This is a genomic window from Streptomyces sp. NPDC016851 (assembly GCF_055562795.1).
This window is the reverse complement of sequence record NZ_JBVHEP010000003.1, coordinates 199,525-225,616: the sequence shown is the minus strand read 5'-3', so window position 1 is coordinate 225,616 and position 26,092 is coordinate 199,525. Positions and strand designations below refer to the sequence as shown.

At 68.5% G+C, this 26,092-nt stretch carries 33 protein-coding genes; 29 read left to right on the top strand and 4 right to left on the bottom strand.

Annotation, left to right across the window (positions count from 1 at the left end):
- Positions 1 to 164 precede the first annotated feature (164 nt).
- The 20 genes from rplN to truA all read left to right on the top strand — a co-directional run bounded on the left by rplN (position 165) and on the right by truA (position 12,111).
- Entirely contained in the window at positions 165 to 533 is a 369-nt protein-coding gene (gene rplN / locus ACZ3I3_RS06305; RefSeq protein WP_003998823.1) for a 50S ribosomal protein L14, read from the top strand.
- Between the two features lie 2 nt (positions 534 to 535).
- Complete coding sequence (rplX, locus tag ACZ3I3_RS06300) at positions 536 to 859, top strand: 50S ribosomal protein L24 (protein ID WP_003992365.1); 324 nt, start codon at positions 536 to 538, stop codon at positions 857 to 859.
- On the top strand, positions 859 to 1,416 hold the full coding sequence (rplE, locus tag ACZ3I3_RS06295; protein ID WP_010036711.1) for a 50S ribosomal protein L5: 558 nt from the start codon (positions 859 to 861) through the stop codon (positions 1,414 to 1,416). Before rplX ends, rplE begins: the two co-directional genes overlap by 1 nt.
- Positions 1,417 to 1,421: 5 nt before the next feature.
- Positions 1,422 to 1,607: a type Z 30S ribosomal protein S14 gene (locus ACZ3I3_RS06290; RefSeq protein WP_003948630.1), complete on the top strand. Its 186-nt coding sequence runs from the start codon at positions 1,422 to 1,424 to the stop codon at positions 1,605 to 1,607.
- 213 nt (positions 1,608 to 1,820) lie between these two features.
- Positions 1,821 to 2,219: a 30S ribosomal protein S8 gene (gene rpsH / locus ACZ3I3_RS06285; RefSeq protein WP_003992367.1), complete on the top strand. Its 399-nt coding sequence runs from the start codon at positions 1,821 to 1,823 to the stop codon at positions 2,217 to 2,219.
- A gap of 23 nt (positions 2,220 to 2,242) precedes the next feature.
- Complete coding sequence (rplF, locus tag ACZ3I3_RS06280) at positions 2,243 to 2,782, top strand: 50S ribosomal protein L6 (RefSeq protein ID WP_010036705.1); 540 nt, start codon at positions 2,243 to 2,245, stop codon at positions 2,780 to 2,782.
- A 3-nt stretch (positions 2,783 to 2,785) separates the two neighbouring features.
- Entirely contained in the window at positions 2,786 to 3,169 is a 384-nt protein-coding gene (gene rplR, locus ACZ3I3_RS06275; protein WP_007494754.1) for a 50S ribosomal protein L18, read from the top strand.
- A 43-nt stretch (positions 3,170 to 3,212) separates the two neighbouring features.
- Positions 3,213 to 3,821, top strand: a complete 609-nt coding sequence (rpsE, locus tag ACZ3I3_RS06270) for a 30S ribosomal protein S5 (RefSeq protein ID WP_030671799.1) — start codon at positions 3,213 to 3,215, stop codon at positions 3,819 to 3,821.
- A complete protein-coding gene (gene rpmD / locus ACZ3I3_RS06265) occupies positions 3,821 to 4,003 on the top strand; it encodes a 50S ribosomal protein L30 (protein ID WP_005481207.1) in 183 nt (60 codons plus the stop codon). The genes rpsE and rpmD overlap by 1 nt, the downstream gene beginning before the upstream one ends.
- 2 nt (positions 4,004 to 4,005) lie before the next feature.
- Positions 4,006 to 4,461 carry a 50S ribosomal protein L15 gene (gene rplO, locus ACZ3I3_RS06260; protein ID WP_086560685.1) on the top strand — a complete coding sequence of 152 codons (456 nt, stop codon included), beginning with the start codon at positions 4,006 to 4,008 and terminating at the stop codon, positions 4,459 to 4,461.
- Positions 4,462 to 4,696: 235 nt separating this feature from the next.
- Entirely contained in the window at positions 4,697 to 6,010 is a 1,314-nt protein-coding gene (gene secY / locus ACZ3I3_RS06255; protein WP_467362998.1) for a preprotein translocase subunit SecY, read from the top strand.
- The gene (locus ACZ3I3_RS06250; protein ID WP_467362997.1) at positions 6,010 to 6,672 is read left to right on the top strand and encodes an adenylate kinase; all 663 of its coding nucleotides are present in this window, start codon (positions 6,010 to 6,012) and stop codon (positions 6,670 to 6,672) included. The genes secY and ACZ3I3_RS06250 overlap by 1 nt, the downstream gene beginning before the upstream one ends.
- Positions 6,673 to 6,803: 131 nt before the next feature.
- Positions 6,804 to 7,640 (top strand): type I methionyl aminopeptidase, encoded by an 837-nt coding sequence (map, locus tag ACZ3I3_RS06245; protein WP_401466337.1) that lies wholly within the window; start codon positions 6,804 to 6,806, stop codon positions 7,638 to 7,640.
- Positions 7,641 to 7,900: 260 nt separating this feature from the next.
- A complete protein-coding gene (gene infA, locus ACZ3I3_RS06240; protein WP_003948620.1) occupies positions 7,901 to 8,122 on the top strand; it encodes a translation initiation factor IF-1 in 222 nt (73 codons plus the stop codon).
- A gap of 56 nt (positions 8,123 to 8,178) precedes the next feature.
- The gene (gene rpmJ / locus ACZ3I3_RS06235; protein ID WP_003974245.1) at positions 8,179 to 8,292 is read left to right on the top strand and encodes a 50S ribosomal protein L36; all 114 of its coding nucleotides are present in this window, start codon (positions 8,179 to 8,181) and stop codon (positions 8,290 to 8,292) included.
- Between the two features lie 187 nt (positions 8,293 to 8,479).
- On the top strand, positions 8,480 to 8,860 hold the full coding sequence (gene rpsM / locus ACZ3I3_RS06230; RefSeq protein WP_003992375.1) for a 30S ribosomal protein S13: 381 nt from the start codon (positions 8,480 to 8,482) through the stop codon (positions 8,858 to 8,860).
- Between the two features lie 64 nt (positions 8,861 to 8,924).
- Positions 8,925 to 9,329, top strand: a complete 405-nt coding sequence (rpsK, locus tag ACZ3I3_RS06225; RefSeq protein WP_003956432.1) for a 30S ribosomal protein S11 — start codon at positions 8,925 to 8,927, stop codon at positions 9,327 to 9,329.
- A gap of 150 nt (positions 9,330 to 9,479) precedes the next feature.
- Positions 9,480 to 10,502, top strand: a complete 1,023-nt coding sequence (locus tag ACZ3I3_RS06220; RefSeq protein WP_003966937.1) for a DNA-directed RNA polymerase subunit alpha — start codon at positions 9,480 to 9,482, stop codon at positions 10,500 to 10,502.
- Positions 10,503 to 10,617: 115 nt separating this feature from the next.
- A complete protein-coding gene (rplQ, locus tag ACZ3I3_RS06215; protein WP_467362993.1) occupies positions 10,618 to 11,103 on the top strand; it encodes a 50S ribosomal protein L17 in 486 nt (161 codons plus the stop codon).
- Between the two features lie 141 nt (positions 11,104 to 11,244).
- Positions 11,245 to 12,111 (top strand): tRNA pseudouridine(38-40) synthase TruA, encoded by an 867-nt coding sequence (truA, locus tag ACZ3I3_RS06210; RefSeq protein ID WP_467362992.1) that lies wholly within the window; start codon positions 11,245 to 11,247, stop codon positions 12,109 to 12,111.
- 18 nt (positions 12,112 to 12,129) lie between these two features.
- Here the strand turns inward: truA and ACZ3I3_RS06205 are convergent, their stop codons facing one another.
- A complete protein-coding gene (locus tag ACZ3I3_RS06205) occupies positions 12,130 to 12,945 on the bottom strand; it encodes a hypothetical protein (RefSeq protein ID WP_467362991.1) in 816 nt (271 codons plus the stop codon).
- Between the two features lie 215 nt (positions 12,946 to 13,160).
- On the opposite strand from ACZ3I3_RS06205, the gene ACZ3I3_RS06200 reads away from it, so the two are divergent.
- From ACZ3I3_RS06200 to ACZ3I3_RS06180, 5 genes are all read left to right on the top strand, one after another.
- Positions 13,161 to 14,318: a CapA family protein gene (locus tag ACZ3I3_RS06200; protein ID WP_467363372.1), complete on the top strand. Its 1,158-nt coding sequence runs from the start codon at positions 13,161 to 13,163 to the stop codon at positions 14,316 to 14,318.
- Between the two features lie 204 nt (positions 14,319 to 14,522).
- On the top strand, positions 14,523 to 16,769 hold the full coding sequence (locus ACZ3I3_RS06195) for a HAMP domain-containing protein (protein ID WP_467363370.1): 2,247 nt from the start codon (positions 14,523 to 14,525) through the stop codon (positions 16,767 to 16,769).
- 7 nt (positions 16,770 to 16,776) lie between these two features.
- Positions 16,777 to 18,288 carry a poly-gamma-glutamate synthase PgsB gene (pgsB, locus tag ACZ3I3_RS06190; RefSeq protein WP_467362990.1) on the top strand — a complete coding sequence of 504 codons (1,512 nt, stop codon included), beginning with the start codon at positions 16,777 to 16,779 and terminating at the stop codon, positions 18,286 to 18,288.
- An 87-nt stretch (positions 18,289 to 18,375) separates the two neighbouring features.
- Positions 18,376 to 18,858: a poly-gamma-glutamate biosynthesis protein PgsC/CapC gene (locus ACZ3I3_RS06185; RefSeq protein ID WP_020276280.1), complete on the top strand. Its 483-nt coding sequence runs from the start codon at positions 18,376 to 18,378 to the stop codon at positions 18,856 to 18,858.
- Between the two features lie 39 nt (positions 18,859 to 18,897).
- A complete protein-coding gene (locus tag ACZ3I3_RS06180) occupies positions 18,898 to 19,983 on the top strand; it encodes an NlpC/P60 family protein (RefSeq protein WP_467362988.1) in 1,086 nt (361 codons plus the stop codon).
- A 19-nt stretch (positions 19,984 to 20,002) separates the two neighbouring features.
- Here the strand turns inward: ACZ3I3_RS06180 and ACZ3I3_RS06175 are convergent, their stop codons facing one another.
- On the bottom strand, positions 20,003 to 20,875 hold the full coding sequence (locus tag ACZ3I3_RS06175) for a hypothetical protein (protein ID WP_467362987.1): 873 nt from the start codon (positions 20,873 to 20,875) through the stop codon (positions 20,003 to 20,005).
- A gap of 74 nt (positions 20,876 to 20,949) precedes the next feature.
- Between ACZ3I3_RS06175 and ACZ3I3_RS06170 the strand changes: the two genes are divergently transcribed.
- From ACZ3I3_RS06170 to glmM, 4 genes are all read left to right on the top strand, one after another.
- A complete protein-coding gene (locus ACZ3I3_RS06170; RefSeq protein WP_467362985.1) occupies positions 20,950 to 21,267 on the top strand; it encodes a hypothetical protein in 318 nt (105 codons plus the stop codon).
- Between the two features lie 214 nt (positions 21,268 to 21,481).
- Positions 21,482 to 21,925, top strand: coding sequence for a 50S ribosomal protein L13 (gene rplM, locus ACZ3I3_RS06165; RefSeq protein ID WP_010036634.1), 444 nt, complete (start codon positions 21,482 to 21,484; stop codon positions 21,923 to 21,925).
- A 42-nt stretch (positions 21,926 to 21,967) separates the two neighbouring features.
- On the top strand, positions 21,968 to 22,480 hold the full coding sequence (rpsI, locus tag ACZ3I3_RS06160; RefSeq protein ID WP_356925149.1) for a 30S ribosomal protein S9: 513 nt from the start codon (positions 21,968 to 21,970) through the stop codon (positions 22,478 to 22,480).
- A gap of 174 nt (positions 22,481 to 22,654) precedes the next feature.
- Complete coding sequence (gene glmM / locus ACZ3I3_RS06155; RefSeq protein WP_467362984.1) at positions 22,655 to 24,013, top strand: phosphoglucosamine mutase; 1,359 nt, start codon at positions 22,655 to 22,657, stop codon at positions 24,011 to 24,013.
- Between the two features lie 110 nt (positions 24,014 to 24,123).
- On the opposite strand, the gene ACZ3I3_RS06150 is transcribed toward glmM, so the two are convergent.
- The gene (locus tag ACZ3I3_RS06150; protein WP_467362982.1) at positions 24,124 to 25,044 is read right to left on the bottom strand and encodes a DUF389 domain-containing protein; all 921 of its coding nucleotides are present in this window, start codon (positions 25,042 to 25,044) and stop codon (positions 24,124 to 24,126) included.
- A gap of 32 nt (positions 25,045 to 25,076) precedes the next feature.
- Positions 25,077 to 26,045, bottom strand: a complete 969-nt coding sequence (gene coaA, locus ACZ3I3_RS06145) for a type I pantothenate kinase (protein WP_167409705.1) — start codon at positions 26,043 to 26,045, stop codon at positions 25,077 to 25,079.
- Positions 26,046 to 26,092: the final 47 nt, after the last annotated feature.

The following is a 26,092-nucleotide window of genomic DNA, read 5'->3' as shown; positions in this document are numbered from 1 at the left end:
TGCTGACCCCCGCCGGGGGCGGCCATGCGGCCCCCGGCGTGGGTTTTCGCCCGCAGAGGCTTAAGTAATTCCTTCGGGGGCTACCCCGCAGGACAGTTCCGCCAGGCTCGCAGGTGCGTCCCGAAAGGGCCCTGCGGGAACCGGCAGACAACCAGGAGATAGACGTGATCCAGCAGGAGTCGCGACTGCGTGTCGCCGACAACACGGGTGCGAAGGAGATCCTCTGCATCCGTGTGCTCGGCGGCTCCGGTCGCCGCTACGCGGGTATCGGTGACGTCATCGTCGCCACCGTCAAGGACGCGATCCCCGGTGGCAACGTGAAGAAGGGTGACGTCGTCAAGGCGGTCATCGTTCGCACCGTCAAGGAGCGCCGCCGTCCGGACGGCTCGTACATCCGCTTCGACGAGAACGCCGCCGTCATTCTGAAGAACGACGGCGACCCTCGTGGCACCCGTATCTTCGGCCCGGTCGGCCGTGAGCTGCGCGAGAAGAAGTTCATGAAGATCATCTCCCTCGCGCCGGAGGTGCTGTGAGCATGAAGATCAAGAAGGGCGACCTGGTCCAGGTCATCACCGGTAAGGACAAGGGCAAGCAGGGCAAGGTCATCGCGGCCTTCCCCCGCGAGGACCGTGTCCTGGTCGAGGGTGTCAACCGGGTCAAGAAGCACACCAAGGCCGGTCCGACGGCTCGCGGTTCGCAGGCCGGCGGCATCGTCACCACCGAGGCGCCGATCCACGTCTCCAACGTCCAGCTGGTCGTGGAGAAGGACGGCAACAAGGTCGTGACCCGCGTCGGTTACCGCTTCGACGACGAAGGCAACAAGATCCGCGTTGCCAAGCGGACGGGTGAGGACATCTGATGACGACCACCACCACTCCGCGCCTGAAGCAGAAGTACCGTGAGGAGATCACGGGCAAGCTGCGTGACGAGTTCAAGTACGAGAACGTCATGCAGATCCCCGGTCTCGTGAAGATCGTGGTCAACATGGGTGTGGGCGACGCCGCCCGCGACTCCAAGCTGATCGAGGGCGCCATCCGCGACCTCACCACGATCACCGGTCAGAAGCCGGCCGTCACCAAGGCCCGCAAGTCCATCGCGCAGTTCAAGCTGCGTGAGGGCCAGCCGATCGGTGCCCACGTCACGCTCCGTGGCGACCGCATGTGGGAGTTCCTGGACCGCACCCTGTCGCTGGCGCTCCCGCGCATCCGCGACTTCCGCGGCCTGTCCCCCAAGCAGTTCGACGGCCGTGGCAACTACACCTTCGGTCTCACGGAGCAGGTCATGTTCCACGAGATCGACCAGGACAAGATCGACCGCGTCCGGGGTATGGACATCACCGTGGTCACCACGGCGACCAACGACGCTGAGGGCCGCGCGCTCCTCCGTCACCTCGGCTTCCCCTTCAAGGAGGCGTGAGCGAGATGGCGAAGAAGGCTCTGATCGCGAAGGCTGCTCGTAAGCCCAAGTTCGGCGTACGTGGCTACACGCGCTGCCAGCGCTGTGGTCGTCCGCACTCCGTGTACCGCAAGTTCGGCCTGTGCCGCGTGTGCCTCCGTGAGATGGCTCACCGTGGCGAGCTGCCGGGCGTGACCAAGAGCTCCTGGTAATCCCCCCAATCAGGGATTAGCAGGGCTCTCGGTAAGCATCTGGGGCGGCAGGACGTCCAGCTCGCATGCCTTAGGCTTGTGGGGTTGGGCGTCTGCCGCCGCCCTTACGACTTACTACGCCGTAGGTCCACCGCGCCGCACCCGTCCCGTCTCGGATCGGGGAGAGGGATGGCGCACCAGGAAACCCCGGCGAGAGAGGCCGAAGGCCAATTCATGACCATGACTGATCCGATCGCAGACATGCTGACGCGTCTGCGGAACGCGAACTCGGCATACCACGACTCCGTGGCGATGCCGCACTCGAAGATCAAGTCGCACATCGCGGAGATCCTCCAGCAGGAGGGCTTCATCACGGGCTGGAAGGTCGAGGACGCCGAGGTCGGCAAGAACCTCGTCCTGGAGCTGAAGTTCGGCCCCAACCGTGAGCGCTCCATCGCGGGCATCAAGCGGATCTCCAAGCCCGGTCTCCGGGTGTACGCCAAGTCCACCAACCTGCCGAAGGTGCTGGGCGGCCTGGGCGTGGCGATCATCTCCACGTCCCACGGTCTCCTGACCGACAAGCAGGCGCAGAAGAAGGGCGTGGGTGGGGAAGTCCTCGCCTACGTCTGGTAGTTCGGGAACGGAGGAGAGACAAAATGTCGCGTATCGGCAAGCTCCCCATCCCGGTTCCCGCCGGCGTGGACGTCACCATCGACGGCCGTACGGTCGCGGTCAAGGGCCCCAAGGGCGAACTGACCCACACCGTCATCGCGCCGATCGACATCGCCAAGGCCGAGGACGGCACCCTTCAGGTGCTGCGGCCCAACGACGAGCGGCAGAGCAAGGCCCTGCACGGCCTGTCCCGCACGCTGGTGGCGAACATGATCACCGGTGTGACCCAGGGATACGTCAAGAAGCTCGAAATCAGCGGTGTCGGCTACCGCGTCGTGGCGAAGGGCTCCAACCTGGAGTTCTCCCTCGGCTACAGCCACCCGATCCTGGTCGAGGCCCCCGAGGGCATCACCTTCAAGGTGGAGTCCCCGACCCGTTTCTCGGTTGAGGGCATCGACAAGCAGAAGGTCGGCGAGGTTGCGGCCAACATCCGCAAGCTGCGCAGGCCCGACCCGTACAAGGCCAAGGGCGTCAAGTACGAGGGCGAAGTCATCCGCCGCAAGGTCGGAAAGGCGGGTAAGTAAGCCATGGCATACGGACAGAAGATCCTTAAGGGCGACGCCTACAAGCGCGCCGCGATCAAGCGCCGCCACATCCGGATCCGTAAGCACATCAACGGTACGGCGGAGCGTCCGCGTCTGGTCGTTACCCGCTCGAACCGCCACATCGTGGCCCAGGTGATCGACGACATCAAGGGTCACACCCTTGCGTCGGCGTCCACCCTGGACACCTCGATCCGCGGTGGCGAGGGCGACAAGTCCGCGCAGGCCAAGCAGGTCGGCGCCCTGGTCGCCGAGCGCGCCAAGGCCGCCGGTGTCGAGGCCGTCGTGTTCGACCGTGGTGGTAACCAGTACGCGGGGCGCATCGCCGCCCTGGCGGACGCCGCCCGCGAGGCCGGACTCAAGTTCTGAGTCCTGGTTCCGTAGCTAGCGGAGACAGAGAGAGGTAATTCCAATGGCTGGACCCCAGCGCCGCGGTGGCGGTGCCGGTGGCGGCGAGCGGCGGGACCGGAAGGGCCGTGACGGCGGCGCAGCTGCCGCCGAGAAGACCGCGTACGTTGAGCGCGTTGTCGCGATCAACCGCGTCGCCAAGGTTGTGAAGGGTGGTCGTCGCTTCAGCTTCACCGCGCTGGTCGTGGTGGGCGACGGTGACGGCACCGTGGGTGTCGGTTACGGCAAGGCCAAGGAGGTGCCGGCCGCCATCGCCAAGGGCGTTGAGGAGGCCAAGAAGCACTTCTTCAAGGTCCCGCGTATCCAGGGCACCATCCCGCACCCGATCACGGGTGAAAAGGCTGCCGGCGTCGTTCTCCTCAAGCCGGCTTCGCCGGGTACCGGTGTTATCGCCGGTGGTCCCGTGCGTGCCGTCCTGGAGTGCGCCGGTATCCACGACGTGCTGTCGAAGTCGCTCGGCTCGTCGAACGCGATCAACATCGTGCACGCGACCGTGGAGGCCCTGAAGGGTCTGCAGCGTCCCGAGGAGATCGCGGCCCGCCGTGGTCTGCCGCTCGAGGATGTCGCTCCCGCGGCTCTGCTGCGTGCGCGTGCCGGGGCTGGTGCTGCGTAATGGCTCAGCTCAAGATCACGCAGACGAAGTCGTACATCGGCAGCAAGCAGAACCACCGTGACACCCTGCGCTCCCTTGGTCTCAAGGGCATCAACACGCAGGTCGTCAAGGAGGACCGCCCCGAGTTCCGCGGCATGGTGCACACCGTCCGCCACCTCGTGACGGTCGAGGAGGTCGACTGATCATGGCGGAGAACAACCCGCTCAAGATCCACAACCTCCGTCCCGCCCCGGGCGCCAAGACCGCCAAGACCCGTGTCGGTCGTGGTGAGGCGTCGAAGGGTAAGACGGCCGGTCGTGGTACCAAGGGCACGAAGGCCCGCTACCAGGTTCCGGAGCGCTTCGAGGGTGGGCAGATGCCCCTCCACATGCGCCTCCCGAAGCTGAAGGGCTTCAAGAACCCGTTCAAGACCGAGTACCAGGTCGTGAACCTCGACAAGCTGGCCTCCCTCTACCCCGAGGGTGGCGAGGTCACCGTCGAGTCGCTGGTGGCCAAGGGCGCTGTTCGCAAGAACAGCCTCGTCAAGGTCCTCGGCCAGGGCGAGATCTCCGTGGCGCTGCAGGTGACGGTCGACGCCGTCTCCGGCTCCGCCAAGGAGAAGATCACCGCCGCCGGCGGTTCCGTCACCGAGCTCGTCTGAACACCACAGGCGTCTTGATGACCTGAACGATCCCGACCGGGGATACCCCACAAATGGGGTATCCCCGGTTGGTCGTTCCTAGGGCGGCAGTCCCGCCGGTAAGGTGGCCTGCACTGCCCTCTTTTCACGGGGTGCTGCACTTCCGGCACTCTGAGCGGCAGTTGCCCGTTACCTATTCGTCGAACCTCAAGACCGTCACCCTTGACGCAGTTGCGCGGGGGTCGCAGGAGGCACCGTGCTCACCGCGTTCGCCCGGGCGTTCAAGACGCCCGACCTGCGCAAGAAGCTGCTCTTCACGCTCGGCATCATCGTGGTCTACCGGGTCGGTACGCATGTCCCGATCCCAGGCGTCGACTACCGGAACGTCCAGACCTGTATCGACAACGCCGAGGCCAACCAGGGCCTGTTCGGCCTGGTCAACATGTTCAGCGGCGGCGCGCTGCTGCAGATCACGATCTTCGCGCTGGGCATCATGCCGTACATCACGGCGAGCATCATTCTGCAGCTGCTGACCGTGGTGATCCCGCGCCTGGAAGCCCTGAAGAAGGAGGGCCAGGCCGGTACGGCGAAGATCACGCAGTACACCCGTTACCTGACGGTGGCCCTCGCCATCCTCCAGGGCACCGGCCTCGTCGCCACCGCTCGCAGCGGCGCCCTGTTCTCGGGGTGCCCGGTGGCCAGCCAGATCGTCCCTGACCAGTCGATCTTCGTCACCATCACCATGGTCATCACCATGACCGCCGGTACGGCGTTCGTGATGTGGCTCGGCGAGCTCATCACCGACCGCGGCATCGGCAACGGCATGTCGATCCTGATGTTCATCTCGATCGCCGCCACCTTCCCGTCCGCCCTGTGGGCCATCAAGGAGCAGGGCTCGCTGGCCGGCGGCTGGATCGAGTTCGGCACCGTCATCGCGGTCGGCCTCGTCGTGATCGGCCTGGTCGTCTTCGTCGAGCAGGCTCAGCGCCGCATCCCGGTCCAGTACGCGAAGCGCATGATCGGCCGCCGATCCTACGGCGGTACGTCGACGTACATCCCGCTGAAGGTCAACCAGGCCGGCATCATCCCTGTGATCTTCGCCTCGTCGCTGCTCTACATCCCGGCGCTGGTCGCGCAGTTCGCCGGTGGAAACTCCGGTTGGAAGGTCTGGATCGAGAAGAATCTTGCGCTGCCGGACGCCCCGATGCACATGGTTCTCTACTTCATCCTGATCATTTTCTTCGCCTTCTTCTACGTGGCTATCTCGTTCAACCCCGAGGAAGTCGCAGACAACATGAAGAAGTATGGTGGCTTCATCCCGGGCATCCGGGCTGGCCGACCGACCGCTGAGTACCTGTCGTACGTGCTCAACCGGATCACCTGGCCGGGTTCGCTGTACTTGGGACTGATCGCTCTCGTGCCGACGATGGCGTTGGCTGGTTTCGGGGCAAACCAGAACTTCCCGTTCGGTGGGACCAGCATCCTGATCATCGTGGGTGTGGGTCTCGAGACGGTGAAGCAGATCGAGAGCCAGCTCCAGCAGCGCAATTACGAAGGGTTCCTCCGCTGATGCGTATCGTCCTCGTCGGGCCGCCGGGTGCCGGTAAGGGAACGCAGGCCGCGTTCCTGGCTCAGAACTTGTCGATCCCGCACATCTCCACGGGCGACCTGTTCCGGGCCAACATCAGCCAGCAGACGGAACTCGGCAAACTGGCGAAGTCCTACATGGACGCGGGCAATCTCGTGCCCGACGAGGTCACCATCGCCATGGCGAAGGACCGCATGGAGCAGCCGGACGCCGAGAACGGCTTCCTGCTGGACGGCTTCCCCCGCAACGTCTCCCAGGCCGAAGCGCTCGACGAGCTGCTCGAGACCGAGAGCATGCAGCTCGACGCGGTGCTGGACCTGGAGGTCCCCGAGGACGAGGTGGTCAAGCGCATCGCCGGCCGCCGCATCTGCCGTAACGACTCCGCGCACGTCTTCCACGTGACGTACAAGCAGCCGGCCAAGGAGGGCGTCTGCGACGTCTGCGGCGGCGAGCTGTACCAGCGGGACGACGACTCCGAGGAGACCGTCCGCAAGCGGCTGGAGGTCTACCACACGCAGACCGAGCCGATCATCGACTACTACAAGGCGCAGGGGCTGGTCGTGACCATCTCCGCGCTCGGCAAGGTCGAGGAGGTCACGGCTCGCGCCATGGAGGCGCTGCAGCGTGACGAGGACGGCAAGTAGTCGTTCATGCACAGCTACGGCCGCGGTTCCCCTCCGGGAGCCGCGGCTGCTGTGTGGGCGGGGTCTTCGCGCGGCCCCGTATCGTTGAAGGCATTCATGTTGTCCGCAGGTCCAGAAAGGCCGTAGCCCCCATGGTGCAGATCAAGACCCCCGAGCAGATCGCCAAGATGCGTGAGGCGGGGCTGGTCGTCGCCGCCATTCACGCGGCGACCCGCGAAGCCGCCGTGCCGGGGGCCACGACGAAGGATCTGGACCAGGTCGCCCGGAAGGTGCTCGCCGAGCACAACGCCAAGCCGAACTTCCTCGGGTACGGCGGTTTCCCCGCGACCATCTGCACCTCGGTGAACGAGGTCGTCGTCCACGGCATCCCCTCCGACGACGTCGTCCTCAAGGACGGGGACGTGATCTCCATCGACTGCGGCGCGATCATCGACGGCTGGCACGGCGACGCCGCGTACACGGCCTTCGTGGGCTCCGGTCACGCGCCGGAACTGGTCGAGCTCTCCCGGGTGACCGAGGAGTCGATGTGGGCCGGCATCGCGGCCATGAAGCAGGGCAACCGGCTGGTCGACGTCTCCCGGGCGATCGAGACGTACATCCGCCGCCAGCCCAAGCCCGGCGGTGGCCGGTACGGGATCATCGAGGACTACGGCGGTCACGGCATCGGCACCGAGATGCACATGGACCCGCACCTGCTGAACTACGTGGACCGCCGGCGCGGCAAGGGTCCGAAGCTGGTGCCCGGGTTCTGCCTCGCGATCGAGCCGATGGTGTCGCTGGGGACGCCGAAGACGGAGGTCCTGGAGGACGACTGGACGGTCGTCACCACGGACGGTACGTGGTCGTCCCACTGGGAGCACTCCGTCGCGCTGACGGAGGAGGGGCCGCTGGTGCTCACGTCTCCCGACGGGGGTAAGGCGAAGCTCGCCGAGCTCGGCATCGTCGCTGCTCCGGATCCGCTGGGCTGAGGCCTTCCGGGGTGGGCGGGTCCGCTGGCCGGCGGCTGCGGGTTCGTCGTGGCTTGTCGCGCCCACGCGGCGGAGCCGCATATCGACACAGCCCCGCGCCCCTATGGGGGCGCGCTTAAAGATCTGTCTGCTGGGGCAGGCTTTCTCGATTCGTGTTTCCGAGGGCCCTGTCGTAGACTGACTCGTCGGCTCTTGTGCATCCGCATGTCTGCATGCGCTCGCACTGAGTCGATCAAGGTAGTCGATTCGAAGGGCGAAGCGTGGCCAAGAAGCAAGGTGCCATCGAGATCGAGGGCACTGTCGTCGAGTCTCTTCCGAACGCCATGTTCAAGGTCGAGCTCCAGAACGGCCACCAGGTCCTGGCACACATCAGCGGCAAGATGCGTATGCACTACATCCGCATCCTCCCTGACGACCGGGTCGTGGTGGAGCTGTCTCCGTACGACCTGACGCGTGGCCGGATCGTCTACCGCTACAAGTAGATCTTGCCCGCGCCCCGGCTTCCGGGGTGGTGGCACTGACCCGGAGAACCTCACCCATGAAGGTCAAGCCGAGCGTCAAGAAGATCTGCGACAAGTGCAGGGTGATCCGCCGTCACGGCCGGGTCATGGTCATCTGCGACAACCCGCGCCACAAGCAGCGCCAGGGCTGACGCACGACCGATCCCTCTGCCTTCATCGCAGGGATTCGCGCGACGCAAGCTGAATATGTTCATACGCAGGACCCAGACCCCCGGGTCTGACACCCCCGGTCGGAGGCCGGGGACCCAGTTCGTACCTCATACGGCGGCTGGGAGTCGGTTCTGCGGAAGACCTCCGTCAAGTAACTGGAGCCATTGAATGGCACGCGTTTCCGGTGTTGACATCCCGCGCGACAAGCGCGTGGAGATCGCCCTCACCTACGTGTTCGGCATCGGCCGGACCCTCTCGCAGCAGACGCTGGCCGCCACCGGCGTCGACCCGAACACCCGCGTTCGCGACCTCTCCGAGGAGCAGCTCGTCGCGATCCGCGAGTTCGTGGACAACAACATCAAGACCGAGGGTGACCTCCGTCGCGAGATCCAGGCCGACATCCGCCGCAAGGTCGAGATCGGTACCTACCAGGGTCTGCGTCACCGCCGTGGTCTGCCCGTCCGCGGTCAGCGCACCAGCACCAACGCCCGCACCCGCAAGGGCCCGCGTCGCGCCATCGCCGGCAAGAAGAAGCCGGGCAAGAAGTAGTCCTCAGCGGACGCTCGTCAGCGGTCTTCGCTGCAGGACCGACCACCTCCCGTAGGAGTTATAGATGCCCCCCAAGGGTCGTCAGGGCGCTGCCAAGAAGGTGCGCCGCAAGGAAAAGAAGAACGTCGCTCACGGCCACGCGCACATCAAGAGCACGTTCAACAACACCATCGTCTCGATCACGGACCCGTCCGGCAACGTGATCTCCTGGGCCTCCGCCGGCCACGTCGGCTTCAAGGGCTCCCGGAAGTCCACGCCGTTCGCCGCGCAGATGGCCGCCGAGTCGGCTGCCCGCCGCGCCCAGGAGCACGGCATGCGCAAGGTCGACGTGTTCGTCAAGGGCCCGGGTTCCGGTCGTGAGACCGCCATCCGTTCGCTCCAGGCGACCGGTCTCGAGGTCGGCTCCATCCAGGACGTCACCCCGACCCCGCACAACGGTTGCCGTCCGCCGAAGCGCCGTCGCGTCTGACGTTCGTTTCACGGGCAGCGTTTTCGGGCGGTACGGCTCTGCAAAGGGGCGTATCGCCCGTACCCTTGCAGTACCCGTCCCTTTTTGTCGGGGACGGTCGAGTCGGGCGTCATATAGCGGGCGCCCCCGACTGAAGGATCTGATCCACACATGCTGATCGCTCAGCGTCCCTCGTTGACCGAAGAGGTCGTCGACGAATTCCGCTCCCGGTTCGTGATCGAGCCGCTGGAGCCGGGCTTCGGTTACACCCTCGGCAACTCCCTGCGCCGGACCCTCCTGTCCTCGATCCCGGGTGCGGCGGTCACGTCCATCCGCATCGACGGTGTCCTGCACGAGTTCACCACCGTGCCGGGCGTCAAGGAGGACGTCACCGACCTGATCCTCAACATCAAGCAGCTGGTCGTCTCCTCGGAGCACGACGAGCCGGTCGTGATGTACCTGCGCAAGCAGGGCCCGGGTCTGGTCACCGCCGCCGACATCGCGCCGCCGGCCGGTGTCGAGGTGCACAACCCCGACCTCGTCCTCGCCACGCTCAACGGCAAGGGCAAGCTGGAGATGGAGCTGACGGTCGAGCGCGGCCGCGGTTACGTCTCGGCCGTGCAGAACAAGCAGGTGGGCCAGGAGATCGGCCGGATCCCGGTCGACTCGATCTACTCGCCGGTGCTCAAGGTCACGTACAAGGTCGAGGCCACGCGTGTCGAGCAGCGGACCGACTTCGACAAGCTGATCGTCGACGTCGAGACCAAGCAGGCCATGCGTCCGCGTGACGCCATGGCGTCGGCCGGCAAGACCCTGGTCGAGCTGTTCGGTCTGGCCCGCGAGCTCAACATCGACGCCGAGGGCATCGACATGGGTCCGTCCCCGACGGACGCCGCCCTCGCCGCCGATCTCGCGCTGCCGATCGAGGAGCTTGAGCTCACCGTCCGGTCGTACAACTGCCTCAAGCGTGAGGGCATCCACTCCGTGGGTGAGCTCGTGGCGCGTTCCGAGGCCGACCTGCTCGACATCCGCAACTTCGGTGCGAAGTCGATCGACGAGGTCAAGGCGAAGCTGGCCGGCATGGGCCTGGCCCTGAAGGACAGCCCGCCCGGATTCGACCCGACCGCCGCGGCGGACGCCTTCGGGGCGGACGACGACGCGGACGCGGGCTTCGTGGAGACCGAGCAGTACTGAGTCTCTGCTTCCGGGGTTCGCGTCAGCGGACCCCGGATCTCCGACGGGCAACCGCTCGCTCGGATACTGACCCCGGTACCTGATACGGCCGGGGCAGACACCTAGGAGAAACACCATGCCGAAGCCCACCAAGGGTGCCCGTATGGGCGGCAGCGCCGCGCACGAGAAGCTGCTCCTCGCGAACCTCGCGAAGGCGCTGTTCGAGCACGGTCGCATCACCACCACCGAGGCGAAGGCGCGCAAGCTGCGTCCGTACGCCGAGCGTCTGGTCACCAAGGCGAAGAAGGGCGACCTTCACAACCGCCGTCAGGTGCTCCAGGTCATCACGGACAAGAGCGTCGTCCACACGCTCTTCACCGAGATCGGCCCGCGCTACGAGAACCGTCCGGGTGGCTACACCCGCATCACCAAGATCGGTAACCGCCGTGGCGACAACGCGCCCATGGCTGTCATCGAACTGGTCGAGGCGCTGACGGTGGCGCAGGAGGCGACCGGCGAGGCGGAGGCCGCGACCAAGCGTGCCGCGAAGGACGCCGAGGGCTCTGAGGCTCAGGTCGATGTGACCAAGGCCGAGGACGCCGAGGAGTCCAAGGACGCCTAAGCGTCTGCCGGGGATTGTTTGTTGGCGGCTGCGGCTTCGTCGTGGTTGTTCGCGCAGTTCCCCGCGCCCCTGAGAGGGCGTTTGCGGGTCCGTTCCTTTTCAGGGGCGGGCCCGCTTTTGTGTTGCTGAGAGGATCTGTACGTGAGTGATGAAGCAGCAGCCGGTCATGTGCGTGTGCGTCTTGATCTGTCGTACGACGGGAGTGAGTTCTCCGGGTGGGCCAAGCAGGCCGGGGGGCGGCGGACCGTGCAGGGGGAGATCGAGGATGCCCTGCGGACCGTGACGCGGTCGGGGCAGACATACGAGCTGACCGTGGCGGGGCGTACCGATGCCGGGGTGCACGCCCGGGGGCAGGTGGCGCATGTCGATCTGCCGCGTGAGGTCTGGGCCGAGCACAGCCAGAAGCTGCTGAAGCGGCTCGCCGGGCGGCTGCCCAGGGACGTGCGGGTGTGGGCCCTCAGGGAGGCGCCCAGTGGCTTCAACGCGCGGTTCTCGGCGGTCTGGCGGCGGTACGCGTACCGGGTCACCGACAATCCCGGGGGCGTCGATCCGCTGCTGCGCAACCATGTGCTGTGGCACGACTGGCCCTTGGACGTCGACGCCATGAACGAGGCCGCCCGGCGGCTGCTCGGGGAGCACGACTTCGCCGCCTACTGCAAGAAGCGGGAGGGGGCCACCACCATCCGCACGCTCCAGGAACTGAGCCTGGACAAGGGCGCGGACGGGATCATCACGGCGACCGTGCGGGCCGACGCCTTCTGCCACAACATGGTGCGCTCGCTCATCGGGGCGCTGCTGTTCGTGGGCGACGGGCACCGGCCGCCGGACTGGCCCGCGAAGGTGCTGGCGGCCGGCGTGCGGGACTCGGCCGTGCACGTCGTACGGCCGCACGGGCTGACGCTGGAGGAGGTCGGCTACCCGGCCGACGAGTTGCTGGCCGCGCGCAACAAGGAGGCACGCAACAAGCGGTCGTTGCCGTCGGGGTTGCCGTCGGCGGGGTGCTGCTGACCGGCTTCCGGGGGCCCCTCACCGGCGGGCGGAGTTCCAGGTGGTGACCAGCCCTGAGAGGGCCTTGGTGGCGGCGTCGGCGTCGGAGCCGTCGCCGCGTGCCTTGGGGGAGAGCTCCACGTGGACGAACGTGGCGTGGTGGCGTTCCGCGGCCTTGCCCTGGACGTTCGTGGTGCCTTCCAGGGGGCAGCGGGCCGACCAGCCCCGGCAGACCCGCAGCCCGTCGTCCTGCATGGCGTCGGCCAGGGCGGCGGCCTCGGTGAGGGTGCTGCGCGCGGCTCCAGTGGAGAGGACCGCCTCGTAGGGGCGGTCCGAGTCCTTGGCGAAGCCGTGCAGTTGCACGCCCGGGACGTCGCGTTTCTGGAGTTCCACGACGATGGCGTGGAAGACGCTGTCCTCCTCGTGGGCGACGTCGGCGGCGTCGCCCCGGCCCGCCTCGCGGTGCGCGCCGGCGAGGACCAGGGAGCCGCCGGGGTTGTCCTCCAGGAGCCGCACGCCGAGGCGTTCGGTGTCCCGGTCGGAGACCGGGTGCGGTACCTGGGCGTTCCAGCGGACGTCGGAGTCGGCGGTCAGATAGAGGCGCCCCCAGCGTTCGGCCCGGCCCGGGCGGGCGGCGGCGATCTCGTCGTACCTGCGGCCGGACTCGGTGTCGGTGAGGCGGGTGAGCTTGAGGCCGAGGGGGTCGAGCAGTCGTTCGGCCTGCGTGGCGTCGCCGTCCAGGAGGTGGCCGACGCCCTCGGCGACGCGCTCGCGTTGGGTGTCGTCCGGCGGGGTGTACGCGGCGTCGGGATCCAGATCCGCCGTGTACGCGAGGATCCTGCTGCGGAGGTCCACCAGTTCCCGGGCGCCCGGAGTGGAGTCGTCCGTTGACCGGTCTGGTGCCGATTGACAGCCGAACAAGGCGAGGACGAGTCCGAATTGGACCAAAATACGAGTCAAATGTGACTGTCTTGTGACGGTAACTTCCGTGGTGCTTGTGTGCTTCATGTGAATATGATGCGGTGACACTTCGTAATCCTCTCCGGATCGCCCGGGCGGCAACCGCTTTCGTGGCCACCGTCGCCGTCGCGACCGCGTGCAGCTCCGCGGCCTCCGCGCCGCAGGTGAAGCCGGGCGGCCGCTCGTTCACCGTCGCCGCCGCAGGTGATGTGCTGATCCACCCCGAGCTGGTCGACCAGGCCGCCAAGGATGCCAAGAAGACCGGCGAGGGTGAGGCCGGGCTGGACTTCAAGCCCTTGCTCGCCGGGATCGAGCCGGTCATCAGCAAGGCGGACCTGGCGATCTGTCACATGGAGACGCCCGTCGGCAATCCGCGGGGCCCCTTCGAGGGGTACCCGGAGTTCCTCGTGCCGCCGCAGATCCTGACGTCGCTCAAGGATGTGGGCTACGACACCTGCTCCACGGCCTCCAACCACACCTACGACCACGGTCTGGGCGCTGTACGGCGCACCTTGAACGCCATGGACAAGGCCGGCCTCGGACACACGGGCTCCGCCCGCACGCCCAAGGAGGCGGAACGGATCAACATCCGTGACGTCAACGGCGTCAAGGTGGCCCACCTCTCGTTCTCCTGGATGTCGTTCCTCAACCCGACGCCGGAGAAGGAGAAGTGGGCGTTCAACCAGATCGACACGGACGCGATCAAGGACGCCGAGGCCCGCGCCCGCGAGAAGGGCGCCGAGGTGGTCATCCTCTCGGTCCACTGGGGCCTTGAGCACTACAACGAACCGAGTGTTCCCCAGCTGCAGCTGGCGGAGCGGCTCACCGAGGAGACCGGGGTCGACCTGGTGATCGGACACCACGCCCACGTGGTGCAGCCGATCCAGAAGGTGAACGGCACCTGGATCGCCTACAGCCTGGGCAACCAGGTCGCCCGGCACTCCTCGCCCACCGGGCTCACCGAGGAGGGCGCGATCGGCTGGTTCGAGTTCCGCGAGACGACCGACGGCTGGGACGTCGCCGCCCGCTACGCCACGACGCTGGTGGACATCCCGCCCGAGGTGGAGGCCGGTGAGAAGCCGCCCGCCGGCGCGGTCGAGGACCACCGGGTGGTGGACGTACGGCGGGCACTCGAGACGCCGGGCGACCTCTCCGAGGAGCGGCTCGCCCGCTACCGGCTGGCGGCCGACCGCACGCGCGGCTTCCTGTACAACCGCGGGGCGCCGGGAGGCGACGGCCTGAAGGAGCTCGCGCTGGAGCGTGACTAGCGCCACAGCGCATCCGGGGCGACCGGCACAACTTCGTCGCTCGCCAACAGTCTTGTATACGGCGGTCCCTCACCCCTCCCGCGGGAGCGGTGTTCTGAGCGGCCGTTCTTCACCCAGAGAGGCCGGAGGAGACCACCGGTGACACCCACCCGCGCCGTGCGCCCCGTGAAGGGAGGACGGCGGCGCAGCCGGAGACGCGCGGACATGCCGCTGCTGGGCGGCGTCCGTCCCCCGATCGCGCTGCTGTGCGTGCTGGTGCTCGCACTCGCGGGCCTCACCGCCCAGGTGCTCGGACCCGCCGGCGAGCAGGCCGTACCGCAGGCGGTGCTCTCCTCGCAGCAGCACTTCGCGGAGGACGGGGCCATCGCCCTGCGTGCCTCCATCGACGAGCGGGTCACCGACCTGAACCGCACCGCCGCCGCGCTGAACGCGGGGCCGCCGGTCAAGCCCGAGCGCGTCCTGTCCGACCTGGGGAAGACCTACCAGAAGTGGACGGGCACCACGGTCCTGGACCTGGAGAGCGGCAAGGTCCTGGCCGCCAGGGGTGAAACGATTCCCCTCGGATGGCTGGACAAGGACGTCCTCACCGGGGACAAGGCCCTCAAGCCCCGCATGGTGCGGCTGGAGACCGGCGACGTCCGCCTGATGACGATGGCGGTCCTGGACTTCGAGGACGGGCCGCAGCAGCTGCTGCTCGCCTCCAACAGCCTGTCCGTGCCCGCCATCAACCTGGGCCAGTTCCGCTCCATGGCGGTCGTCGCCACCGGCGGGGAGATCCTGGCCACGGCAGGCTTCGAGCAGTCCGAGGCGCTCAACTCCGACCAGGAGCGCAAGGAGCTGGGCTTCCTCCAGAAGCAGATGAGCGGGCTGTCCGCGCAGGCGGCACGGGAGACCGAGCAGGACCCCGTCAGCGCCAGGGAGCCGGGTTCCCGCGGGTACCCCGGTGTCAGCGGGACCCTGGTCGGCGGGAGCTACAACGGCCGTGTCGCCACGGCCGGTTACGCCTCCCTCTCGTCCGCCGACCCGGAGGAGAAGAAGAGCGTCGGCGCGGGCCTCGGGCTCACCGTCGTGGCCCTGCTGCCCGTGGTCCAGCAGCAGGGCGCCGCCGCGGACCGGGAGTTGTACGGGCTGCTGGCGGCCGGAGCCCTGGTGGTGCTCGGACTGCTCGCCGCGGCCGTGCTGTGGGCGACCGTGCAGCGGCCGCTGCTGCGGCTGTTCCTGGAGTCCCGCCGACTGGCCCGGGGCGACCTGACCCGCCCGGTGGACGTGCCCCGCTGGGGTGAGGCCGCGCGCATCGGCTCCGCACTGGAGAGGCTGCGCGCGCAGCTGGGCGGCCCGAGCGAGGATCCCGGCGGGCGCCAGCGCGTCAAGGGGCGGTTCGGGGTGCGCGGGCCGCTCGCGCTGACCGCCGTCCTGCTGCTGCTGTGGTGTCTGCCCGTCGGCCTGCTGCTGAACCGCACCGACGACTCCGTCAGCATCCCGGCCAGCATGGTCGCGGACCAGCGTGACCGCACCGACCTGGTCGCCGACCGGGTGCGTCGGGCGCTCAACGAGGCGCAGGCGGACCTGGTGTCCACGTCCCGGCTGATCGACCCGGACGACACCGACGCCGGCCGCACTCTGCTCGAGGAGACCCTGCGCGAGCACACCCGCTACGAGGCGCTGTACCTCCTCGACGAGGACGGCGAGGTCGTCGGCCGCGCGGGCGAGGAGCCGCGCGCCGACTTCGCCGACGGGGACGACGTGCCGCTGGTCCGGGTCGTCGGCAAGGGCGGGAAGAAGCCGGTCGTCCAGGCCGCCGCGCCCCTGCCGGGCGGCAAGGGCATGACCCTGGTCGGCGAGGTCCGCATCGAGTTCCTCAACTCCCTGCTGAAGCGGCCCGGCCTCGGTGAGGTCCGTGTGGTCGACTCCAAGACGCAGACCATCGCCGCCAGCGACGGCTTCCTGGCCTTCGAGGACCTGCCGCGCGACGCGCTCACCGACCTCGTCCGGGCCGGCAGCGTCCACGTCGGCGCCGGGCCCGTCGAGAACGGCCTGCTGATCCGCGAGGGACGCGGGACCACGGTCGCCGCGGCCGCCCCGTTCTCCGGCGGCGGTGTGGCGGCCGACATCGGCTGGACCGTGGTCAGCTGGCAGAACGCCAAGGACTTCCAGATCACCCCGTACGAGCGCGAGGACCGCAGCGTCCTGGCCGGACTGCTCGGCCTGGCGCTGATCGTCGTCTGCCTCGGCTGGGTGTACCTGGTGGTGGCCCGGCCGATGCGGGCCCTGGCGGCCAGCGCGGAGAAGCTGGCCGACGGCGACCTCAAGTCCGTGCTCTACCCCCGCTACCAGGACGAGGTCGGCGCCGTCGTACGCAGCCTCGAACTGCTGCGCCAGCAACTCCACGCCCGTAAGCAGACCCAGGCGCGCCGGCTCGCGGAGCCGGAAGCCGGCGTTCGGGGAAGGTGACCCAGCCGTGCTCTATCTGTACTTCGTCCTGCTCACCGGCAGCGTGCTGCTGCTCGTGGCGGGCATCGTGGAACAGCGCCGGCACTACGCCAGCCTGCACAGCATCCCGTCGCGCGTGCTCGTCAACGGCATCCGCGGCAAGTCCTCCATCACCCGGCTGTGCGCCGGGGCCCTGCGCGGCGGCGACCTGGTCACCGTGGCGAAGACCACGGGCACGGCGGCCCGGTTCATCCACCCGGACGCCACCGAGGAGCCGGTCTACCGCAAGTTCGGCATCGCCAACGTGGTGGAGCAGATCGGCATCGTGCGCCGGGCCGCCACCTACCGGCCCGACGCCCTCGTCATCGAGTGCATGGCCGTCATGCCGGCCCTGCAGGAGGTGAACCAGAGCAAGCTGATCCGCTCCACGATCGGCGTGCTGTGCAACGTCCGCGAGGACCACCTCGCCGAGATGGGGCCCACCCTCGACGACGTGGCGCGGTCGCTGTGCCGCTCCATGCCGGAGGACGGCATCTGCGTCACCGCCGAGAAGGAGCGCTTCCACATCCTCCAGGAGGAGGCCGACGCCCGTAACTGCCAGTTGATCTACGCCGACCCGGAGACCGTCACCGACGAGGAGCTGCGCGGCTTCAGCTGGTTCACCTTCAAGGAGAACGTCGCGATCGCCCTCGTCGTGGCCGAACTGCTCGGCGTGGAACGGCAGGTCGCCCTGCAGGGCATGTACGACGCCCCGCCGGACCCGGGCGTGCTGTCCGTCGAGCGCTACGCGACGCCCGAGGGCAAGCGGCTCGCCTTCGCCAACGTCTTCGCGGCCAACGACCCCGAGTCGACGCTGATGAACATCAACCAGCTGCTCGACCTCGGAGCCATCCACCGGCCGCTGAACGTCGTGATCAACTGCCGGCCCGACCGCGTGGAGCGCAACGGGCAGATGGGCGAGATCATCCCCGACCTCCAGCCGGACCACGTCTTCGTCATCGGGCACCCCGCCAAGAGCGCGATCGACGCCATCCCCGCCGAGTGGCGCGACCGCGCGATCGACCTCGGGGGTGAGCGCCGGTCGGCCGAGGAGTTCATGCCCGCCCTGCTGGAGCGCCTGGCCGCCGACTCCTCCCTGGTCGCCATCGGCAACATCCACGGCCAGGGCGAGGAACTGCTGGAGTACCTGGCCGAACTCCCGGCGGACGAGTCCGCGCCCGCGGAAGCGGACCGGCCCGCGGACGCCCCGGTGCCGCCGCATCAGCCGGCGCGCCTGGATCCGTACGCCTCATACCCCGTGGCCTATGAGGAGCGCTACCAGGCCACGCAGACCCAGGAGATCCCGGTGGTCCGCATCCCCGCTCAGCAGCGCCAGCCGTCGTGGGCGCAGCAGCACGCCGCTCAGCACCAGGGCCAGTACGGCCAAGGGCAGGGCCAGTACGCCGCCCCGGTCCAGGAGACCTGGCCGCACGGCGACGACGCGGGCGGCGGTCATCCGTACCCGGCGGCCGACGGCGGTGGGCAGCATCCGCGCCACTGACCTCCACGGGCGGGGACGACACCCCGCGCCCGCACGCCTGAGCCGACCGCCCCGCACCACGACCCGCACCCGTGCCCGGAGACCCCGTTGACCACCGCCGCCCTGACCCCCGAGATGGCCGCCCTCGGCATCGCCATCGGCCTGTTCTTCTCGCTGTTGTGCTACCTGACCACCAACCTGTCGCCCGGCGGCATGATCACGCCGGGCTGGCTCGCCCTGACCCTCATCGAGGACCTCCAGCGGGCGGCCATGGTGGTCGGCGTCACCGCCCTGACCTACGCGGGCACCAAGGTCATGCAGCGGCTGGTGATCCTCTACGGCAAGCGGCTGTTCGCCGCGGTGGTCCTGCTGGGCGTGCTGCTCCAGGCCACGGTGATGATCGTGCTGTCGATCGAGTTCCCGCTGCTGTACGGCAACCAGACCCTCGGCTTCATCGTGCCCGGCCTGATCGCCTACCAGATGGTCCGCCAGCCCAAGGGGGCGACGCTGCTGGCGACCGGCACCGTCTCGCTCATGGCCTACATCGTCGTCGCCGCCGGACTGCTGCTCGGCATCATGCCCACCGTCTGAGACCGGCGTCCCGGCGACCGAGAACCCAGGAGAGAACACATGGCAGGGAAGAAGAAATCGAGGCCGGTCCTCTCCGGCCTCGTGGTGCTGGGGCTCGTCGCGACCTCCGGCTACCTCACCGTGGAGCTGCGCAAGCAGGAGGAGAAGGGCGTCCCGGAGATCACGAACGTCGGCGTGCTGGACGGCTCGGACCGGGCCGGCGGCGCGGCGAAGACCCGCGACAAGGGCGGGGAGACATGGTCCCGGCTGGAGAATCCCGCACGCTCCGTGCTGCGCGGCTCCGACGGTCAGGTCAGGGCGGTGTTCACCGACGGGGCGCGCACCGCGACCCTGACCGGACCGGCCCGCACCTTCACCGAGCCGTCCTCGACGAGCTCCAAGGTCTCCACGACGGACTGGGTCCGCCTCATGCCCGAGCCCTGGAAGAAGGGCGCGGACAAGGAGAAGTGGTTCAAGGACTGGTACAAGGAGTACGAGTCCAGCAAGGAGGACGACCTCCTGGCGATCTCCTTCCAGTACGTCGCGGGCGCCAAGCAGAAGAAGGACGAGCAGGGCACCGTCATCGCCGGTGACGCCAACTTCGGGCCCCTCAACGCGAACGGGGCGGAGGGCGGCGACCTGCGCCTGGAGCAGTCCGACTTCTACGACTACCTCGGCGTCCAGTACCCCTTCCGCGACGGCGTGATCGGCCAGCCGGAGACCGCGCGTGCCCGGTCGATCGACTGCTCGGGCTACATGCGGATGGTGTTCGGCTACCGCGCCCGCTACCCGCTGATGTCCTCGGACGAGTCGGGTGACGGCCTGCCGCGCACCGCCAACGGCATGGCCCGCTCCGATCAGGGTGCCGACATCCTGCCGCTCACCGGCATCTCGGCCAAGGACCGGCCCACCGGCATCGACCAGCTCCAGCCCGGGGACCTGGTCTTCTTCAAGCTCGACACCCGGACGAAGCAGCGCCTGGACCACGTCGGCATGGTGCTCGGCTACGACACCGAGGGCCACCTGCTCTTCGTCTCCAGCCGCGAGGAGGTCAACGGACCGACCATCGGCGACGTCGGCGGAGTGTCCCGGCTGGACGGCAACGGCTACTACGCCAAGACGCTGCGCAGCGCGAAGAGGCTGTGACCGGGCGTGCCGCGGCCGGTCACCCGTCGGCCGCGGCCGACGCCTGCGCCTGGCCGCGGCGGTGGATCTGGCGGAACGTGAACAGCTGGAGGTTGTCGCCCGAGGCGAACACCTTCGTGTCCTTCTCCGTCACGTCCTTGCCGCTGGTGAAGCCGGCGTTGGTGAAGTAGGCGTAGCGGCCGTAGGAGTTGCTGGTCGTACGGCAGAACCCGGCTTCGCAGAAGGGCTTCACGCCGCCGCCGGAGAGCGACTTGACGAAGCTCTTCTTGTTGGTCTGCCCCTTGGCCTTGGCGGCCTGCGCCTCGGTGTCGAAGACCGCCACGCCGACCGTCACGGCTATGCCGTCCACGGAGTAGGTGACGCGTATCAGGCGCGTGCAGTCGTTCGCCGTGAGGATCTTCGGCAGCGTGCCGCCCGAGGCCGAGGCGCAGTTCTTGGTGTCGGCCGTGGGGCCCTTCTTGTACGTCGTCTCGCCCATGGTCAGCTGCGTGCCCGGGAAGAGCGTGTCCGGGCTGAGCTCAGCCGTGTCCTTCTTCGCGCTGGCGATGAAGTCCTTCGGGTCCAGCGGGGGCGGGGCGCTGGTCGGGGCGAAGGACGGGGCCGAGGCGGACTCGCTCGGGATGTCGGCCGAGGGCACCTGGGAGGTCGGGCTGCCGGCCTGGCTGTCGCCGCCGGCGGAGACCACGGCCACGGCGACGGCGGCACCGATCGCGACGGTGGCGAGGGCGCCGCCGCCGACCAGGAACAGCCGGCGTCGTTTGTTACGGGCCTCGGACGCCTCGGCGAGCGCGGCCCAGTCCGGAGACTGGCCGCCCCCGCTGCTCCAGGGCTGCTGCGACTGCGGTTTCCATGGATCCCACTGGGACTGGGGTCCCCCCTGCCCAAAGCTCATGGGGCGCATCTTAGACGGGACATGGGGCGTGCTGGTCCGCCTGGTTGGACCCTCGAACCCCTAGCGTTCCTCCCATGCGGACGGGCAAAGGCGACATCTGCGGGTGGTTGGGACGACTGCTGCCGGCCGGGGTGCTGCTGGTGTGCCTGTGGTCCTGGCCGTCGGCCGCGGCCGCGATCGGGGTGTGGCCGTCGGTCGGGCTCGGGGTGCTGCGGGCGCTGCGCGGGCCGGGCGGCGGCGGCTCCCTGCCGCGCCGGTGCGCCGCGGTGCTCGTCAATGTGCTGCTGACGGCGGTGTTTCCGTACGTGCGGCCGGTGCGGCGCCGGACGCTGCGCAGGGCCGTGACTCTCTGTGCCGTCCTGTGCGTCTCCGTAGCCGATCGTCGGCGATGATCCCGCGTTTTGACCCCTGTCGTGAGCCCCGGTATTCTGCTCTTTCGTTGTGTATTGGCTTGCTCATTCTCACGGGACGGGCCCTTACACCGGTCCACCGGGCCGATGACCAGCGACCAGCACGCGGTTTGCGTCACCGCAGTGCGGTCAAGGCTGTCGTGATCGTTTCGGTGACCTGTTATGGACCATTCACTCGAAGCGAAGGCTACGAACCGTGCGTACGTACAGCCCCAAGCCCGGCGATGTGACGCGCCAGTGGCACGTCATCGACGCCCAGGACGTTGTCCTGGGTCGTCTCGCCACCACCGCAGCGACCCTCCTCCGGGGCAAGCACAAGCCGATCTATGCGCCCCACGTCGACGCTGGTGACTTCGTCATCATCATCAACGCGGACAAGGTGCACCTGTCCGGCAACAAGCGGACCCAGAAGATGGCGTACCGCCACTCCGGTTACCCGGGTGGTCTGCGCTCCGTCCGTTACGACGAGCTGCTCGACAAGAACCCCGAGAAGGCCATCGAGAAGGCCGTCAAGGGCATGCTCCCCAAGAACACTCTGGGCCGTCAGATGCTCTCGAAGCTGAAGGTCTACAAGGGTGACCAGCACCCGCACGGCGCGCAGCAGCCGCAGCCGTACGAGATCACCCAGGTCGCGCAGTAAGTCCGGCCACCCCCTAAGACTGAAGAGAATCTGAGGAGAATCGTGGCCGAGACCACTGCCGAGCAGCCGCTCGAAGAGCTTGACATCGACAGCTACACCACCGAGTCCGAGGTGCCCGTCGAGGGCGAGTACACCTCGGAGTCCATGGCCTCCCGCTTCGGCGAGCCCCAGCCGGCCGCCGGCCTGGGCCGTCGCAAGAACGCCATCGCCCGCGTCCGGATCATCCCGGGCACCGGCAAGTGGAAGATCAACGGTCGCACCCTCGAGGACTACTTCCCGAACAAGGTGCACCAGCAGGAAGTCAACGAGCCCTTCAAGGTGCTCGAGCTCGAGGGCCGCTACGACGTCGTCGCCCGCATCGCCGGTGGCGGTGTCTCCGGCCAGGCCGGTGCGCTCCGTCTCGGTGTCGCCCGCGCGCTGAACGAGGCGGACGTCGACAACAACCGCGGCGCCCTCAAGAAGGCCGGCTTCCTCCGCCGCGACGACCGTGCGGTCGAGCGCAAGAAGGCCGGTCTGAAGAAGGCCCGCAAGGCCCCGCAGTACAGCAAGCGCTAATCGCGTCGCTGTCGTTGCGACTGTCTTCGCAACGTTGCGCCTGATTTCGCAACGATCGCCCCGGCGGCACGTTCTGTGCCGCCGGGGCGTTCCCGTACACAACCCCTGCGGATGTCGGACCGTCCCCGGGGATGTACTGGAGCCGCACTCTCTCGCAATTCGGAGGACACCACAGTGGGACGACTCTTCGGCACGGACGGCGTGCGCGGTGTCGCCAACGCGGACCTGACGGCGGAGATGGCCCTCGGCCTCTCCGTGGCCGCGGCGCACGTACTGGCCGAGGCGGGCACGTTCGAGGGACACCGGCCGACCGCGGTGGTCGGGCGGGATCCGCGTGCGTCCGGGGAGTTCCTGGAGGCCGCCGTGGTCGCGGGCCTCGCCAGCGCCGGCGTGGACGTCCTGCGGGTCGGCGTGCTGCCGACGCCGGCGGTGGCGTACCTGACCGGCGAGCTCGGCGCCGACCTCGGTGTGATGCTCTCCGCGAGCCACAACGCCATGCCCGACAACGGCATCAAGTTCTTCGCCCGCGGCGGGCACAAGCTCGCCGACGAGCTGGAGGACCGGATCGAGTCCGTCTACGAGGAGCACCGCACCGGCGCCCCGTGGGACCGGCCGACCGGGGCCGGGGTGGGCCGCGTGCGTGACTCCGAGGAGGGCGCCGACCGGTACGTCGAGCATCTGCTGCGCGTCCTGCCGAACCGGCTCGACGGGCTGAAGGTCGTCCTCGACGAGGCGCACGGCGCCGCCCACCGGGTCTCGCCCGAGGTCTTCCAGCGGGCCGGTGCCGAGGTTGTCACGATCGGGGCCGAGCCGGACGGGCTCAACATCAACGACGGGTGCGGCTCCACGCACCTGGACAAGATCAAGGCCGCCGTCGTCGAGCACGGGGCCGACCTGGGCATCGCGCACGACGGGGACGCCGACCGGTGCCTCGCCGTGGACCACACCGGCGAGGAGGTGGACGGCGACCAGATCCTGGCCGTGCTCGCCCTGGCCATGCGCGAGGCGTCCACGCTGCGGTCCGACACGGTCGTGGCGACGGTGATGTCCAACCTCGGCTTCAAGCTCGCCATGGAGCGCGAGGGCATCCGGCTCGTGCAGACCGCCGTGGGTGACCGGTACGTGCTGGAGGAGATGAAGGAGCACGGGTTCGCCCTCGGGGGCGAGCAGTCCGGGCACGTGATCATCCTCGACCACGCGACGACGGGCGACGGCACGCTGACGGGGCTGCTGCTGGCGGCGCGGGTCGCACAGAGCGGGCGTCCGCTGCGGGAGCTGGCGTCGGTGATGGAGCGGCTGCCGCAGGTGCTGATCAATGTGCGGGACGTCGACAAGTCCCGGGTGACGACGTCGGCCGAGCTGTCCTCGGCGGTCGCCGACGCGGAGCGGGAGCTGGGCGCCACCGGGCGGGTGTTGTTGCGGTCCTCGGGGACCGAGCCGCTGGTTCGCGTGATGGTGGAGGCGGCCGATATCGAGCAGGCTCGGGCTGTGGCCGGGCGGTTGGCCGATGTCGTGAAGTCTGCGTTGGGGTAGTCGGCCTTTGCGGGCAGGGGGTGGGGGTTCTGCTGAGTGCGGGCTGCGGGTTGTCCGTGGCTTGTCGCGCCCACGCGGCGGAGCCGCACATAGATGCAGCCCCGCGCCCCTTATGGTCGCTTCGACCAGAGCCATTTCTGGGTCAGCAAGGTCAGCGTGCCGGCGACGATGATGCCCAGCAGGTTCAGCAGGAGCTGTTCCGTGGAGCCCTTGGTCTGGCCCATGTCGCCGTAGCTCAGGGCCACCGCCGCGTTCGCCGCGGCCGGGATCGTGGTCACCGAGATGGCCACACCCACCAGGGCGCCCGACTTGGCGGAGGTCAGGGAGAGCGTGCCGGCGATGCCGGCCAGGACCGCCACGACGAACGAGAACCAGTCGGGGGCGTAGATGAACCCCGTGTTGGGGCGGTCCGCCCTGAGCCGCCCCTCGCTGAACAGGCCGACCGCGTCCATGAAGAGGCTGAAGCCGACCGTCACCGCCATCGCCACCGCGAAGCCCACCAGGAGGGCGATCAGCGAGCGCAGGGCCAGGCGTGCTTTGCTGCGGACGATCGCGGTGCAGATGCCGGCGAGAGGGCCGAACTCCGGGCCCACCGCCATGGCGCCCACGATCAGGATCGCGTTGTCCAGGACCACACCGCAGGCGGCGAGCATCGTGGCGAGGGTGATGAACGCGAGGTAGGTGACGGAGAGGGTCGACTCCTCGTGCGTCGCGTCGCTGAGGTGCTCCCACAGGACCGCGTCGGCGCCCTCGCCGGGTGCGTCGGCCGCGGCCTGGTCGGCCCGCTCGGACAGCGACAGGTCGATGGCCTCGACGGCGATGGAGCCATGGGTGTCGATGCCGAGTTCTCGCAGGCCGACGAGCAGTTCGTCACCCGCCTCGCGCGCCACGTCGCACATCACGACGTCCCCGGCGGGGTTGCGGGCGGCGTCCGGCAGCACGACGAGGTGGGCGGTGCCGACCGTCTTGTCGATCAGCCGCACCACGTCGTCGGTCTTGTCGGGCGGTGTGATCAGGCGCAGGTGGAGCATGACGGTTATCTAACCGGTCTTTGCCCCGGGCGTCACAGCTTGCGCAGGCTGAGGCGCTGCACCTTGTGGTCCGGGCCCTTGCGCAGGACGAGGGTGGCGCGGCCGCGGGTGGGGGCGATGTTCTCGACCAGGTTGGGCTGGTTGATGGTGCGCCACATCGTCCGGGCGTAGTCGAGGGCCTCCTCCTCCGAGACCTGGGTGTACTTGCGGAAGTACGAGGAAGGGTTCTGGAAGGCGGTCGCGCGCAGCTTGCGGAAGCGGTTGAGGTACCAGCGCTCGATGTCCTCGACGCGGGCGTCGACGTACACGCTGAAGTCGAAGTAGTCGGCGAGACCGACCCGGGTGCGGCCGTCCTTGCCCGGGAGGGCGGGCTGGAGGACGTTCAGGCCCTCGACGATCAGGATGTCGGGGCGGCGGACCGTGAGCTTCTTGTCGGGGACGATGTCGTAGATCAGGTGGGAGTAGACGGGGGCCGTGACCTCGTCCTTGCCGGCCTTGATGTCGGCGACGAAGCGGGTCAGCGCGCGGCGGTCGAAGGACTCGGGGAATCCTTTCCGCGACATCAGGCCGCGGGCCTGGAGCTCCTTGGTGGGCAGCAGGAAGCCGTCGGTGGTGACCAGTTCGACGCGCGGGTGTTCCGGCCAGCGCGAGAGCAGGGCTTGGAGGAGCCGGGCGACCGTCGACTTGCCCACGGCGACCGAGCCGGCGACTCCTATGACGAACGGGGTGCCGGACTGGGAGCCCTGCTCGCCCAGGAACGTGTTGAGCGCGCCTCTGAGGCCGTCCGTGGCACCGACGTAGAGGTTGAGAAGTCTGGACAGCGGGAGGTAGATGTCCCGCACCTCGTCGAGGTCGATGACATCGCCGAGGCCGCGCAGCTTCTCGACCTCCTCGGCCGTCAGCGGCAGCGGCGTCTTGTCGCGCAACGCGCTCCACTCGGCTCGGGTGAGGTCGACGTAGGGAGTCGCCTCCGGCCGCTGCCGGTGGGCGCTCCGGGGCATCGAGGAAGCCGGAGAGATCACAGTCCATTGTTACGGGCGTACGAACG